At 61.3% G+C, this 15232-nt stretch carries 12 protein-coding genes; 1 reads left to right on the top strand and 11 read right to left on the bottom strand.

Annotation, left to right across the window (positions count from 1 at the left end; all coding sequences use genetic code 11):
• Positions 1-17: 17 nt before the first annotated feature.
• The 7 genes from BLU63_RS19265 to BLU63_RS19235 all read right to left on the bottom strand — a co-directional run bounded on the left by BLU63_RS19265 (position 18) and on the right by BLU63_RS19235 (position 7274).
• Entirely contained in the window at positions 18-1682 is a 1665-nt protein-coding gene (locus BLU63_RS19265) for a cation acetate symporter (RefSeq protein ID WP_057005319.1), read from the bottom strand.
• On the bottom strand, positions 1679-2008 hold the full coding sequence (locus BLU63_RS19260) for a DUF485 domain-containing protein (RefSeq protein ID WP_057005320.1): 330 nt from the start codon (positions 2006-2008) through the stop codon (positions 1679-1681). Before BLU63_RS19260 ends, BLU63_RS19265 begins: the two co-directional genes overlap by 4 nt.
• Before the next feature lie 59 nt (positions 2009-2067).
• Entirely contained in the window at positions 2068-3726 is a 1659-nt protein-coding gene (locus BLU63_RS19255; protein ID WP_057005321.1) for an acyl-CoA synthetase, read from the bottom strand.
• Positions 3727-3870: 144 nt separating this feature from the next.
• Positions 3871-4638, bottom strand: a complete 768-nt coding sequence (locus BLU63_RS19250) for an SDR family NAD(P)-dependent oxidoreductase (protein WP_057005322.1) — start codon at positions 4636-4638, stop codon at positions 3871-3873.
• Positions 4638-5810: an acyl-CoA dehydrogenase family protein gene (locus BLU63_RS19245; protein ID WP_057005323.1), complete on the bottom strand. Its 1173-nt coding sequence runs from the start codon at positions 5808-5810 to the stop codon at positions 4638-4640. The genes BLU63_RS19250 and BLU63_RS19245 overlap by 1 nt, the downstream gene beginning before the upstream one ends.
• Positions 5811-5862: 52 nt before the next feature.
• Entirely contained in the window at positions 5863-6219 is a 357-nt protein-coding gene (locus tag BLU63_RS19240; RefSeq protein WP_057005324.1) for a DUF6285 domain-containing protein, read from the bottom strand.
• Positions 6216-7274 carry a phosphotransferase family protein gene (locus tag BLU63_RS19235; protein WP_057005325.1) on the bottom strand — a complete coding sequence of 353 codons (1059 nt, stop codon included), beginning with the start codon at positions 7272-7274 and terminating at the stop codon, positions 6216-6218. Before BLU63_RS19235 ends, BLU63_RS19240 begins: the two co-directional genes overlap by 4 nt.
• Before the next feature lie 244 nt (positions 7275-7518).
• On the opposite strand from BLU63_RS19235, the gene prpR reads away from it, so the two are divergent.
• Positions 7519-9474, top strand: coding sequence for a propionate catabolism operon regulatory protein PrpR (gene prpR, locus BLU63_RS19230; protein WP_057005326.1), 1956 nt, complete (start codon positions 7519-7521; stop codon positions 9472-9474).
• A 116-nt stretch (positions 9475-9590) separates the two neighbouring features.
• On the opposite strand, the gene BLU63_RS19225 is transcribed toward prpR, so the two are convergent.
• The 4 genes from BLU63_RS19225 to BLU63_RS19210 all read right to left on the bottom strand — a co-directional run bounded on the left by BLU63_RS19225 (position 9591) and on the right by BLU63_RS19210 (position 15227).
• Complete coding sequence (locus BLU63_RS19225) at positions 9591-11009, bottom strand: IS1182 family transposase (RefSeq protein ID WP_057005327.1); 1419 nt, start codon at positions 11007-11009, stop codon at positions 9591-9593.
• A 464-nt stretch (positions 11010-11473) separates the two neighbouring features.
• Positions 11474-12703 (bottom strand): OprD family porin, encoded by a 1230-nt coding sequence (locus tag BLU63_RS19220; protein WP_371859410.1) that lies wholly within the window; start codon positions 12701-12703, stop codon positions 11474-11476.
• 197 nt (positions 12704-12900) lie between these two features.
• Entirely contained in the window at positions 12901-14055 is a 1155-nt protein-coding gene (locus BLU63_RS19215; protein WP_057005328.1) for an iron-containing alcohol dehydrogenase, read from the bottom strand.
• Between the two features lie 17 nt (positions 14056-14072).
• On the bottom strand, positions 14073-15227 hold the full coding sequence (locus BLU63_RS19210) for an iron-containing alcohol dehydrogenase (protein WP_057005329.1): 1155 nt from the start codon (positions 15225-15227) through the stop codon (positions 14073-14075).
• Positions 15228-15232 lie beyond the last annotated feature (5 nt).

The raw sequence follows: 15232 nt of genomic DNA, 5'->3' as shown, positions 1-15232 counted from the left end.
CCGTGCGTGTTTACCTGTCAATGTGCCGATGCGCCGCTTGCCCCCACTCCGGTTTGCCCGCGCACATACTGGTCCTCGAATGCCTCGCGCTCGGTTTTAGCACGCGCACTGTGGTCGAGCTTCGAGAACACGTAGGCGGCGAGGAAGGCTATCGGCATGGAGAACAGCGCCGGCTGGGTGTAAGGGAACAGCGGCTCGCTGAAGTGAAACACGTCGACCCAGACCAACTTCGACAGCACCACGAACGCCATCGCACTGACCAGCCCCAGGTAACCTCCCGCCAGCGCGCCACGCGTCGTCAGCCCGCGCCAGAACATCGAGAGAAACAGCACCGGAAAGTTCGCCGAAGCAGCGATGCCGAAGGCCAGCGCAACCATGAACGCCACGTTGGTATTCTCGAAAACGATACCCAGGCCGACCGCTACGAACCCCAGACCCAGCGTTGCATATTTGGTCACCCGCAGCTCTTGCGCCTCACTGGCCGTGCCCTTCTTTATAACCCGCGCATACAGGTCGTGAGCAATTGCCGAGGCACCGGCCAGGGCAAGCCCGGAAACCACGGCGAGGATGGTGGCGAACGTTACCGCCGAGAGGAAACCGAGCAGCATGTTGCCACCGACGGCCTGGGCCAGGTGCATGGCAACCATATTGCCGCCGCCAAGCAGCTTGCCGCCAGTCTGACCGCCCTCGAAGTACTGCGGTTCCTGGCTGACGATGACGATCGAGGCCAGGCCGAGCAGAAAGATCACGTTGAAGAAATAGGCGATGAAACCGGTGGCATAGAGCACCGACTTGCGTGCTTCCTTGGCGTCGCTGACGGTGAAGAAACGCATCAGAATGTGCGGCAGCCCGGCGGTGCCGAAGACCAGGCCCAAACTCAGCGAAAGCGCAGTCAGTGGGTCAGCGAGCAGGCTGCCGGGCGCCAACAGGCGGTCACCCAGACCGTGAATGCTCATTGCCCGATTGACCAGGGTGTCGTAGCTGAAGTTGAACTCGTTCATTGCCAGCAACATCACTAGGGTACCGCCGACCATCAGCAGAAAGGCCTTGATGATCTGCACCCAGGTGGTTGCAACCATGCCGCCGAAGGTCACGTAAAGCATCATCAGTGCACCGACAATCAGCAGCGCGATATGGTAATCGAGGCCGAACAACAGCTTGATCAACTGCCCGGCCCCCACCATCTGCGCCACCAGGTAGAAGCACACAACGGTCAACGAACCGATCGCTGCCATAGTCCGCACCTTGCCTTGATCGAGGCGGTACGAGGTGATGTCTGCGAAGGTGAAACGACCGAGGTTGCGCAGTCGTTCGGTCATCAGCAACAGCAGCACCGGCCAGCCGGCGAAAAACGCGATCAGGTAGATATAGCCATCCATGCCCGAGGTGTAGATCAGCGCGGTGATACCCAAAAGCGTCGACGCCGACATGTAGTCGCCGGCCAGCGCGAGACCGTTCTGAAAGCCCGTGATGCCGCCACCGGCGCTGTAGAAATCGGCGGTCGAACGTGTGCGCCGCGCGGCCCACCAGGTGATGCCCAGGGTGAAGACAACGAACACCATGAACATGCCGATCGCATGCAGGTTGAGCGGCTGCCGCACCGTCGCGTCCATAGTCGGCGCGGCCAGTAACGAGGTGGAGCAGAACGCTGCGCCCAGGGCGAGCAAAGTAAATGCTTTCATCGTGCCTCCTCCTGCTCGACCTGGGCGATCAGCTCGCGGGTCATCCGGTCGAATTCACCATTGGCGCGATACACATAGAAGCCAGACAACGCGCAGAAGAACACGAACAACGCTACCCCAGCGGCTACCCCGAACGTCAGGTTCGAGCTCTCGGCCAGGCGGCGGGCGATCAACTCGGGCCAGAACGACACCAGCCCCATATAGGCGTAGAACACCGCCACGATCACCACGAGAAGGCTCAGCGTGAGCCGGTTACGTCGAGCCACCAGATCTACGAATTGGGTGTTGCCACGAATGCGTGCATACAAGGGACTGGAACTGGGCATGGGATCACCTCTGACGAAAGCACTTGTTGTTATTGGAATAAGGTGTGCGGCGGCTTGATTTAGTGTTCGATTGTGCTGGGTACCTCCTGTGGCGCCTTGGCCCATTCACGCAGCACGAACTTCTGGATCTTGCCGGTCGCGGTTTTCGGCAGTTCCACCAGGGACACATGCCGCGGCGCCTTGAAATGCGCCAGGCGCTCGCGACACCAAAGAATCAGGTCGTCGCCACAGACGGTCGCCACGGCATCCGCGCGCAAAGTGACGAATGCGTGGGGTGTTTCCCCCCAATGGGAATCGGGGCGTGCTACCACGGCGGCCTCGATCACACTGGGGTGTTGATAGAGCACTTCCTCGATCTCCAGTGAGCTGATGTTCTCGCCGCCGGAGATGATGATGTCCTTGGAGCGGTCCTTGATTTCTATGTAGCCATCCGGGTGCTGCACTGCCAGGTCACCGGTGTGCAGCCAGCCATCGGCGAACGCTGCGCGAGTCGCTGCGGGGTTGTTCAGGTAGCCCTTCATCACCGTATTGCCGCGTACCGCCAGCTCGCCGAGGGTGACTCCATCGGCGGGTACCGGCTGGCCGCTATCGACATCAAGTACCGTGGCGTCTTCAAGCATCGGGTGGGCTACACCTTGGCGGCTCATGAACTGGGCGCGGGCCTCCAGTGGCATTTCGTCAAGGCCCGGCTGCCACAAGCAGAGGGTGCTCGGCCCGTAGCTTTCGGTCATACCGTAGGCGTGGGTGATGCTGAAGCCTCGCGCTTCCATGGCGGCTATCACCACGCTGGGCGGCGCCGCGCCCCCTGTGATCACCGCTACAGGCTGACCGGTGCGCCGCTCGAACTGCTCCTCGGCATGGATCAGCATCGACATCACCACCGGCGCCACACTCATATGGGTGACACCATGCTCGGCGATGGCCGCATAGATCGGCGCGGTCTGCACCTTGCGCAGGCAGACATGGGTGCCGCCAGAGAGCGTGACCGCCCAGGTATGGCTCCAGCCGTTGCAATGGAACATCGGCAGCGTCCACAGGTACACGCTGCGCGGCCCGAGCTGGAAGATCAGCGCACCGGCGCAGGCGTTGAGGTAAGCCCCACGGTGATGCAGCAGCACCCCCTTGGGATCACCGGTGGTGCCTGAGGTGTAGTTGAGGGCAATTGACTGCCATTCGTTTTCCGGCAGCGAAAGCGGCCGCTTGCAATCTCCCTGGGCGAGGAACGCCTCGTAGTCCAGTTCGCCGATCAGTTCACCGCCACTGGACTGTGTATCGTCGATATCGACCACCAGCGGTCGCGTTTCCAGCAGTGCCAGCGCCTCGCGCGCAGTGGCCCCGAATTCGCGGTCACAGATCAGCAGCTTGGTAGCGGAATGGCGAAGGATGAAGGCGATACTCTGCGCTTCCAGGCGCGTATTGATACTGACCAGTACCGCGCCTGCGCCAGGCACACCGTAGTGCGCCTCCAGCAGTTCCGGCACGTTCGGTGCGAGTACCGCAACGCGGTCACCGGGGCGAACCCCTACCCGCTCCAGTGCGCTGGCCAGGCTACAGCTGCGTTGATGCAACTGCCGGTAGGTGTAGCGACGCGCGCCGTGAATCACCGCGTCCCGCTCTGGATAAATGTGCGCGGCGCGCTTGAGGAACGAGACCGGCGACAGCGGCACATAGTTGGCGTCGTTGGGCGCCAACTCGGCGTCGAACATCGAAGGCATCATGACCACTCCCCCGTTGCCACTCGGGCGCTGTCGAAACGATGGGCGGGTACGGCACTGTGATGTGAATACATACAATCCTCCTGACCGTTATCGGTCTGTTGTTCTTCTGGCGAAGCGACACGCATGCGGCATACGGCATACGGCTTACAAGCTGCTGCAGAGATGTCCTCCATCAACCACGATTTCTGCCCCGCTCATCGCCTTGCCGGCATCCGAAGCCAGTAGCAACAAGGCTCCATCCAAGTCAGCCGGCAGATTGAAACGACGGCTCGGAATTCGCGCACGCAGCTTTTCTCCGGCTTCACTGCAAAGGAATTCTTCATTCAGCTCGGTCATTACGTAGCCGGGAGCCAGGGAATTGACCCGGATGCCGTGGCGCGCCAGTTCCAGCGCCATGGCGCGGGTCAACTGAGCCAGTCCGGCCTTTGCTGCAACGTACGGGCTTACCGCACCGGCCACGCGGCTGGCGAGAATGGACGTGACATTGATCAGGCTGCCGCCCCGCCCGCCTTGCACCATTTGCCGCGCCGTTTCCTGGGCGACTATCCAGGCACCTTTGAGGTTGGTATCGAGAATCCGATCCCAGCCCTCATCGTCGTAGGCCAGCAGGTTTTGGCTGTCGCTGACGCCGGCGTTGTTGACCAGAATGTCCAGCGGGCCGATTTCATCAAGGCAGCGACAGACGTCGTCGCGGTGGGTCACGTCGAGGGTGAATGCCTTGGCATGGCCGCCAGCCGCTTCGATCTCCTCCACCAGGCTGCGCAACGGCTCGCTGCGCCGCGCCGCCACGGCCACTTCAGCGCCGGCCGCCGCCAAGGTCAGGGCAAAATGCCGACCGAGCCCGCTGGATGCGCCAGTAACCAGGGCGCGCCGGCCGTCGAGGCTGAAAAGATGGGCAATAGAAGGCTGCATCAGTGCGCTCCTACGCGGCGGTCGAGAAGTTTTTTCGCCAGGCTCATGCGGTGCACTTCGCTCGGGCCGTCATAGATGCGAAACGGTCGAATGTCGCGGAAGATCCGTTCGACCACGGTCTCATCGGTTACCCCTCGGCCACCAAGCACCTGCACGCAACGATCAACCACCCGCCACAACGCTTCGGAGCTGATCACTTTGGCCATGCTCGAATCGACATTGGCGCGCTGCCCTTGATCAAGCACCCAGGCGCAATGCCAGACCGCCAGGCGCACGACGTGCAGGTCCATCATGTTGTCCGCCAGCATGAAGCCAACGCCCTGATGCTCGCCCAGCGGCTTGCCAAAGGAATCACGGGTACGGGCGTAGTCGCAGGCGATGTCATGGGCGCGTCGGGCGGCGCCAAGCCAGCGCATGCAATGGGTTAGCCGGGCGGGCGCCAAGCGCACCTGGGCATAGCGAAAGCCCGCGCCGATCTCACCCAATACATCACTGGCCGGCACGCGCAGGTTGTCGAAGCGCAACTGGCTGTGACCACCAGTGAAGCAGCTGTCCAACGAGTTCATCTGCCGCTCGTGGATGATGCCGTCGCGGTTCATGTCCGACAGAAACATCGTCGCGCTGCCGTCTTCCATACGCGCCATGATGATCACGAAACCAGCACCATCGGCCCCAGTGATCAACCATTTGCGGCCGTTGATCAGGTAGTCGTCGCCATCGCGGGTGGCCGTGGTCCGCAGCATCGAAGGGTCGGAACCCGAGCCCGGCGCCGGTTCTGTCATGGCGAAGCAGGAGCGTATGCGGCCCTGTACCAGCGGACGCAGCCAGCGATCCTTTTGCGCCTCGGTGGCGACCACATCCATCAGGTGAATGTTGCCCTCGTCAGGCGCGTGGATATTCAGCGCCACCGGTCCCAACGGCGAGTAACCGGCTTCTTCGAAGACGATGGCTTTGGCAGCATGGCTAAGCGCCTGGCCACCCATCTCGCGGCTGGCATGGGGCGTCAACAGTCCGGCCGCACGGGCGCGCTCGATCAACTCCTGGCGCAAGGCTTCGCTCGGGCCATGGGCGGTCTGCCGTGGGTCATTTTCCAGCGGGATCACCTGCTCGGCGATAAACAGGCGGGTCTTTTCCTGCAGGGCGAGCAATTCATCGGGGATAGTGAAGTTCATGGCTGTCCTTGTGTTCTAGGCTCGGTGCGGTGTTTGGAAAGTGCAAGCGCACTCAAGGCAGCGCCTTGGGATTGCTGATCGCCAAATGCGCGAGGGTTGTCTGTTGCAGCACCTGCAGTAGCTGAGCTTGTTCATCTCCAGCGTCGAAACGACCTTCGCGGATCGCGGCGACCAGGTGCTGACGCGCAAGCTCAAGCGACAGCTGCGGATCATTCAGCAGTGCACGCAGGTGCTCGCCCTCCTCGGCGTCGGCGCGACTGCCGGCGTGATACTCGCGGACAGCGATGGCCATCGCGTTGGCCACCATCAACGTCAGGTAGCGCTTATCGGCGGGCAGTTCGGGGAGCAACGTCTGTAGCAGGGTCTGGCGAGCGATTTCCAGCAGCTCGCGGGCATCGGGGCGGTTCATCGGGCACCTCCGGTGGTCAGGCGCAGGATTTCCAGCTCCAACTCGGGCAGCAAACGCCCGGTCAGTGCTAACTCAAGCGACGGCTCTTCACCGCAGAGGTGGCGTTGCGCTTGTTGCAGGGCGATCACCGCCCAGCGCAAGGTCGCCATCACTTGCCAGTAATTCAGTTGTTCACGGTCGATGTGCAGCGTGGACACCTCGCGGTAGCCGCGTAGAAAGTCCTCCAGCGGGCCGATGCCCCCCGCTTCTAGGTCCGGTCGGGCGAATCGCCAGCAACGTGCGCTGAACCAGCCGATGTCTTCCCGCGGATCGCCCCAGCCGGTGAATTCCCAGTCGAGTACCGCCTGCAAGCCTTCTTCGCTCGCCAGGTAGTTACCGGTGCGGTAGTCGCGGTGCAGCAAGCACACCACACTGTCACTCGGCGCATTCAGTTCGCACCAGCGCAGGCCCCACTCCAGCACTGGATGGGCAAACGCGTGCTGGTCGAGGAACGCGCGGTAGGCAGCGATGGCGGCGAGTGCCGGCGGCGTGCTCGGTACCGGCAGAAATTCCAGTTCTGCACTTGGCGGGCGTAGTTGATGCAGCCGCGCCAGGTTGGCCCCCAGCTCAGCGGCCAGTTGCGGATTGCCTCCGCTAGCGCATCGGCCAGTGAGCAAATGGCCGGCTGCGATCCCGGAAACCATTTCCATCAGAAAGAATGCGCGTCCAATCACTGCAGTGTCGCGACACAACCACAGCGGCCGAGGCACTTTCACGCCGGCCCGATGGACCCGACTCAGCACCGCGAACTCTTCGGCACGGCTGAGACTGGCCGGTAGCGCGGAGACTGCATCGCTGCGCAGTACCCAGCGTTGCACGCCGGCCCAGGGGCCACCGTCGACCTGCAATTCGAGCAACCAGTTTTCCTGGATCGCACCGCCTGAAAGCTGCTTGCGCTGCAGGATGACCACCCGATGCGCCTCGGCCTGCTCTCGGATGAAAGCCAGCAGGCCTTCGTCATTCGCCACGTCGCTGCGCACGCCAGCTGCTTGAGATGCTGCGTTGAGACTGCTCATCAATCAATTCGCCCTGACTTTTGGATTTTTTATCGGGAGTTGCTTATGGCGTGTTAGCTATAGCAACTGCCGGGCCAAATCCTAACAGGCCTTCGTCAATCAAGCGCAAAGCCCCGCCATGCCTGGGCTGCAGCAGCTCACTTGAAATGCAGGGTGCATCACCACGCTGAATATCCGTTTCACTATCGAGACAAATCTGTTCAACTATGAAAAATAATTTCATATTTGAAATGAGGAGTTGTGCATGTCACTGCCCCGTGCGCAAATCGTCGTGCTGATCAGCCACCTGCAACGTCCCAATCAGCAGAGCCGACTGGCGCAAGTGGTTGAGGGGTTGATGGGTGACTACGCCGATGAGACCAACATCAAGGTGCTCGACACTTCGGTGGACGAAGCGCTTCAGGTCGCTTGCGAGCTGGAGCGGCGCGGTGAAGTCGACGTGTTCGTGTGCGCAGGCGCAACCGCTGCCTACCTGCGCAAGCATCTGACCCGCCCGGTACTGTCGATGCGTATCAGCGGCGCTGACCTGCTGCACGCACTGGAGCAGGCACGTTCGCACTCCTCCCAGGTGGCACTCCTGAGCTACAACCGCACCAACGTGGAACTACAAGCAATGGCCGCGCTGTTCACCGTACAGATCCATCAAGCGGCCTACACCACCCTTGAGGAGGCGCGGCAGGCGGTGGAAAAGATGGCCAGCCTCGGTTGCCGCAGCATCATCGGTTCGTCCACTGTGCTCGAAATCGCGGAGCAGGCCGGTCTGCATGGCGTACTATCGCTGAGCGCCGAGACCGTCCGCAAAGCCCTGGAGGAAGCGCTCGGCATCCTGCACAGCCAACGCATCGAAATCGCCAAGCGCCAACATTTGAATGGTGTTTTGCAGCACATTCCGGCCGGTGTGGCTGCGGTGGACAACCAAGGTATCGTGCAATCGCTCAACCCGGCACTGGCGTTGCTGCTGGACCTGCCAGTGAGCGCCGCGCTCGGTCGGCCCTTGCAAGAACTGTGTCCGGCGCTGGACCTGGAGCAAGCGCTACGCGATGGCATCGGTGAAGAAAACCAGGTCATGCGCCTCGGCACACATCAAGTGGTCAGCAACTTGCTGCCGATCCTGGAAAACGGACAGCGCACCGGCATGGTGTTGGTCTGTCAGGACACCACAGCAGTACAGCGCGCCGACCAGCGCATTCGCTCCTCCCGCCGCCCGGGAGCGTTCGCCGCCAAATACCGACTGGAGCAGATCAGCGGCAACAGCCTGGCCAACCGTGAACTGCTGCACTTGGCCGAACGCTATGCGCTGACCAACTCGACCATCCTCATCACCGGCGAGAGCGGCACTGGCAAGGAGCTGCTGGCCCAGGGCATCCACAACACCAGCCATCGCCCGCATGGGCCTTTCGTGGCGATCAACTGCGCGGCGTTTCCGGAGTCGCTGCTGGAGAGCGAGCTGTTCGGCTACGAGGAAGGTGCGTTCAGCGGCTCGCGCAAAGGTGGCAAACCCGGTCTGTTCGAGGTAGCGCATCGCGGGACGCTGTTCCTCGACGAGATCGGCGACATGCCAGTGTCGCTGCAGACTCGTCTGCTTCGCGTGTTGCAGGAACGCGAAGTGTTGCGCCTGGGCGGCACCGAGCCGATATCCATCGACGTGCGGGTCATCGCGGCCACCCATCAGGACTTGCGTGGAGCGATTGAGGCCGGACGCTTTCGCACCGACTTGTATTACCGGCTGAACATCCTGCGCCTGCAAACCCTGCCGTTGCGCGAGCGCCCTGAGGACATCGCGCTGATAGCCCGCGGCATCGTCCAGAGCCTGCTGGTCAGCGGCCAACCGCGAGGTGCGGGTGCGCTGCCCCCGGCGTTGTTGCCGTACCTGATGGCTTACGCCTGGCCGGGCAACGTGCGCGAACTGGAGAACATCGTCGAACGCGCAGTGCTCTCGGCCAAGGAACTGACGCAACACGGCGAGATCGACGAACAACGCCTGGCGCGCCTGCTTCCCGAGCTCTTCGAGCAGCGAAAAGACCCATCGGCCATGCCGCCGGCACCGACGCAGAACCTGCGTACGCTAAGCAAGACGGTGCAATTGAACCATGTGCGCCAGACGCTGGACGACTGCCAGGGCAACCTGGATGAGGCAGCCCGCCGTCTAGGCATCAGCCGCACGACACTCTGGAGAAGGTTGCGCAACGAGCGCAGTTGAAAACAAAAAAAGCACCCTAACAGACTGTGTGAAAACACACTGAAGGCCAGCCCAACAAACGCCCCGACTTGTTCGGGGCGTTTGTTTTTGTGCGAACGACAGACGAAAAAAGGCCTTTAGCCCATTAGCGCCATCAACTGGCGGGCTCCGAGCACGCTAATTGCGCGTTTTAGGTTGTAGGCGTTCACTGCCAGGGCCATTTCCGCTCTCGCTCCATCCAGTTGGCGCAACAGGAAGCGAGCGTTGCCAAACACCCATTGCTTCAGGTTGCCGAAGGGGTGTTCAACGATGGATCTTCGGCTGGCCATCATCTGCGGATGGGCCAGCATTCGTTGCTCCATTCGCTCAAATGCTTCCTCATGGGCATGACGTGAGATGTAGCGGCGTTGAGCGCCAGTGCATCGGGATTTGAGCGGGCAGGCAGCGCAGCCGCTGACATCTGCCTGATAGATCCGATCACCCTTGTTGCGCTGCTTGAGCGTCAACCACTTGCCCGCCGGGCATTGATAACGATCGTGTTCGGCTTCGTAGGTAAAGTCTTTGCGCTCAAAGAGTTCCTCGCCGCCTGGGTTGACTGAGCGATTAGGTGGCACATAAACCGTAATTGCAGCCTCCTCGTAGGCCTGAAACTGCTGGCCGTTTGAATAGCCGGCATCGGCCGTCACGCTCAAGGCATCTTGTTCCAGGTATTCTTTGGCGGCCTTTGCCATTGGCTCCAGTTGTTTTCGGTCGTCGCCGTCCTGGGTCACTTCATGATGCAGAATCAGGCAATGTGCGGCATCCACGGCGCTCTGCACGTTGTAGGACACACGCGGCCCCTTGGGCGTGCGCATCATGCGGGCATCGCTTTCATGGGTGTTGAACTGCTCCAGGCCCATCGAATTCATCAGCGCCTGGCAGCTCTGATTGTCCTGCTGCCGAACTTCAAGCTGCGCCAGTGCTGTTTTGATCGCGCCGCGATCAATCACCTCTCCCGCCTCGGCCTTGTCGGCCTCATCCAGTTCCGCCAGATACTGGGCTATGCGCTTGTCCAGTTTCTCTTCCTGACGCTTGAGTTGCTTGAGGTTCATGTGGCGCCGCGAGGAAGCGACCGCCTGAAACTTACTGCCATCGATGGCCACCAAGTCACCTGCGATCAGGCCTGCCATGCGGCAAAACCGAACGAAGGCGCGACACGTCGCCACAAAGGCGAGTTTGTTGTTTTTACGAAAGTCAGCGATGGTCTTGAAGTCGGGTTTGAGTCGGTTGATCAGCCACATCACTTCGATGTTGCGCTGGCATTCGGCTTCGAGCCGCCGCGATGAGCGGATCCGCTGAAAATAGCCGTAGAGGTAGAGTTTTAGCTGATCGGCAGGGTCATAAGAGGGGCGACCGGTGCTTTTGGGAAGCGCTTTATCAAAACCCAGTTGCACCAGATCCAGCTTGGCGACGTACAGGTCAATAACCCGGACGAGGTGATCCTCAGGGATCAACTCTTCCAGCGAGACCGGGAATAGACTGGTCTGGCTGCGGGACTCTCCTTGGATGTAGGCCATAACGAAAAATGCTCCGTATCTTTCGATACGGAGCATTTTCTTTGAGCGCTGCGCAGATTGCTAGGTTTTCACACAGTCTGCTAAGGTGCTTTTTTTGATGTCGCTATCTATAACGACCTGCATTTGAAAACGCCCCGACCTGCAATCAAGGCGCTTTTCGACCAGGATTAACTGCGACTGTCCGGTCCTGCAAACCAGCATTAATTGCGAATGAACCTGCACTGATCCGCGCCGACCTGCATTCCATTGTCGCCAACCAGCATTAGGGCTTTATTCATGTGCCCTACTTGCCCAGCCCGCGTAGACCCTGGGCAACCTTCGATGGCACTGGAAGCGCTGGTGAAAGGTTTGCGGATCGCCGCGCTCACCGCGTGGAATACGCAACAGGATCTGGTGGCAAGCGCAGGCCAGGTCAGTTGAGGCAACGCTGTTGCTGATCCAAACAAAAGAGCGTCTAACCGCGCTTATAGCGCCGAGAAGGCGTAGCTGATAATCAGACGGTTCTCATCGAACTCCAGGCTGCTGTAATCGCGACGCAATGTGCTGTTGCGCCATTTCAGCGACAGGTTTTTCAGGCTGCCACTCTGGATCACATAGGCCAACTCACTTTCCCTGCCCCACTCCTTGCCGTCGCTCACAGTCGCGGTGTGCACGTCTTCACCGCTGATGTAGCGGTTCATCAGGGTCAGGCCAGGAATGCCGACACCGGCGAAGTTGAAGTCGTGACGCAACTGCCAGGACCGCTCCTTGGCGTTGTCGTAACTTGAGTTGTAGCTGTCGTTGGCCAGGGTGCCGCCGCTGGTGCCATTGACGCGCATCCAGGCGTTGTCGCCGCTGACTTTCTGCAACCCCAGGTAAAAGGTGCTGCTGCCGTACTTGGCCGAGAGCATGGCGGAGGCGGTTTTGTTGTCCAGCTCCCCTGCCCGTTTGCTGCCGCTCTCCTTGCCGATGAAGTAGCCAAGATTGGCGCCCAGCACCCAGCTACCCACCGCTTGGCTGTGCACCAGGTTGATGAATTGCTGGTTGTAGATGTCCTTGAGCTCGGCATTCCACAGGCCAATCATGGTTTGCTTGCCGTTGAAGCTGTACTCGCCACCGGCAAAGTTGAAGCGGTCGGAGGTAACGCCGCCGACACCGGTCATCGACATGTCGTCCATGCTTGCGTCGTTGCGCGGGCTGTTACCCCGGAACTGCCCGCCATACAGGGTCAAGCCGTCGATTTCCTGGGAGGTAACCTGGCCTCCCCGGAAGGTTTGCGGCAGGGCGCGGCCGTCATCGGAACGTAGGATCGGCAGTACCGGCATCCATTCGCCGACCTTCAGTTCAGTTTTTGACAGCCGAGCCTTCAACGCCACGCCCAATCGCCCAAAATCATCGGCAGGACGGCCATCCTCATGCACCGGTAACAATTGGGTGTTGGTGGTGCCGCGACCACCATCGAGCTTGAGCGCATACAGCCCCAGCACGTCGACACCGAAACCCACCGTCCCCTGGGTAAAGCCGGACTTGGCGTCCAGGATAAAGCTCTGGGTCCACTCCTCAGCCTTGCTCTGCGGATAAGCCGGATTGGTGAAGTTGCGATTGATGTAGAAGTTGCGCGCCGTCAGGCTCGCCTTGGCGTCCTCGAAGAAACCCTCGGCCAGGGCCGGAAAGGCAAACACGGCCAGCGCCAGTCCGAGAGCATGGGTGCTCACGACAGGTGTAAGCATGCGGATAGTTTTACTGCTGCAGTTCATTATTTTTATTCTCATGGTTAAAAAGCGCACAAAACCCTCCCCTCTGCGTTGACAGACGAGGTGAAAAAAGGGAGGGCAAGCTGATACGGCCCCTCAAATTAGGGTGCGTACCCCTTCAGTACACCGCCTGTTAGCAGGCGATGCGCGTCAGTCGGTTAGAAGATGCTGCGGTAGAGGGCTTCTACGTCCTGCTCGGTCATGTCCTTGGGATTGCTGTCGATCAGGCGACGCAGGTTCAGCACCACCGCGTTGGCCATCTCGGCGAGGGCGGGTTCGTCTACCTCGAGTTTCGACAGGCGGGTTTCCAGGCCGCTGGCGGCCACCAGCGTTTCAATGGCCTGGACAAACGCTTGCGCGGCATCGGCCTCGTGCTCGAAATGGCGATCAGGCAACAGGTACGCCGCCAGCTCCGCGTATTGGCTTTGCGCCGCGCTCAGGTTGAAGCGCAGCACCGGCGCCATCACCAGGGCATTGGCGTGGCCGTGGGGAATGTGAAAACGCGCCCCCAGCGGATAGGCCAACCCATGGATCGCCGCCACCGAGGCGTTGACGAAAGCCATGCCCGCCATCAGCGAGCCTTGCAGCATCGCCGTACGCGCCGCTACGTCCTGACCGTTGGCCAGCACTTTGCGCAGGTTGGCGCCCAGCAACCCCAGGGCTGCGGTGGCCAGGCCATCGGCAATAGGGTTCTTGCGGGTGCGACTGGTGTAGGCCTCGATGGCATGAACCATGGCGTCCAGGCCGGTGGCAGCGGTGACCTTGGCCGGCAGACCGAGTGTCAGCAGCGGGTCGAGCACCGCCACGTCCGGCATCAGTTGCGGCGAATACACCGCTTGCTTGCGCTGTTGCTCGTCAGTGATGACGGAGACCCAGGTCACTTCCGAGCCGGTGCCTGCCGTGGTCGGCACCAACACCAGCGGCACCCGCTGCCCCTGGGCTTTGTCGGTGCCATACAGATCTTCCAGGGGCTGTTCGCTGTTAATCAGTAAAGCCACCAGTTTGGCGGCGTCCAGGGAACTGCCGCCACCGAGGCCCAGCACGCCATCGGCCTTGAATTGACGTGCCTGCTCGGCGGCCTCCTTGACCACGGCGGACGACGGATCGGGAACCACTTGGTCGAACACAGTGACCGCGCAGCCAGCCGCTTCCAGCGCCGCCTGGGCCTTGCCTGCAAAGCCGAGGCTGACGATGCCCGGATCGCACACCAGCATCACCCGTTGTGCACCGAGGCCCTTGAGTTCCGTGCCCACGCTGTGCAACGCGCCCGCTTCGCAGACAATGCGCGGCACGCTTCTGAATTCATAATTCATCGGTCAATCCTCTCTGTTTACAGCACCGAGGCATAAATGGCGCGGGCATCGTCGCGGGTTACCGGACGCGGGTTATTGATGAGCAGGCGCTCGACCTTCATCGCGTCATCAGTCAGGCGATCCAGGTCGTCGGCAGTCACGCCCACGTCCCGCAGCCGCTGGGCAAATGGCATGCGTTCCACCAACCGGGTCATGAACTCAATGAAGGCATCGCAGGCCAGTGCCTCGCTGGCAAAGCGCTGCCCCGGCAGCACCGCCGCCGCCAGTTGCGCGTACAACGCCGAGGCTGCGGGACGATTGAAGTTCAGCACCGGCACCAGCACCAGGGCGTTGCTCAAACCGTGGGGTACATGGAAGTGGCCGCCCAACGGATACGCCAGCGCATGCACCGCCGCCACCGGCGAGTTGGCAAAGGCCATGCCCGCGAGCATCGAGCCCAGGAGCATGTCGGAACGGGCCTGCAAATCACCCGGCTCGGCCAGGACCCGATCCAGATTGCCCGCCAGCAGGCGCAACGCCTGCACTGCCAGGCCATCGGACAGCACATTCTTCTTGTGCACGCTGGTGTACGCCTCGATGGCATGGACCATGGCATCGACACCGGTCATGGCGCTGACGGCAGCAGGCAAGCCAACGGTCAGGCGGGCATCCAGCAACGCGATATCCGGATACAACAATGGGCTGACCACGCCCTTCTTCTCATGACTGGGGGTGGTGACAATCGCCACCGCCGTCACTTCCGAGCCCGTACCCGCCGTGGTCGGCACCTGGATCAATGGCAAGCGCGGGCCTTGGGCCAGGTTGATACCGTAGATCGACTCCAGCGCCTGTTCGCGGCCACAGAGCAAGGCCACCAACTTCGCGGTGTCCAGGGAGCTGCCGCCACCCAGGCCGATCACTGCTTGGGCACGGCAGTTACGCGCGGCATCCACCGCGTCCTGCACCGATTCCGACGGCGGATCGGCCTGCACATCGCTGTACAGCGTCGCTTCGACCCCGGCTTCGCGTAGGGCCCGCAAGGGTGCATCCAGCAAACCGGCGCGCAACAGCCCCGGATCGCTGACCAGCAATACCCGCTCGGCCTTCAGCTCGCGGCACAAGGTGCCCAGGCGTAATGCGCCATCGATCTCGCAAATCACCCGAGGCGTGGTTTCAAAGTTAAACGTCGACATTTATC

It is taken from the genome of Pseudomonas mandelii (assembly GCF_900106065.1).
Taxonomy (GTDB): Bacteria; Pseudomonadota; Gammaproteobacteria; order Pseudomonadales; family Pseudomonadaceae; genus Aquipseudomonas; species Aquipseudomonas mandelii.
The sequence above is the reverse complement of the archived record's forward strand: the minus strand, read 5'-3'. Positions and strand labels throughout refer to the sequence as shown.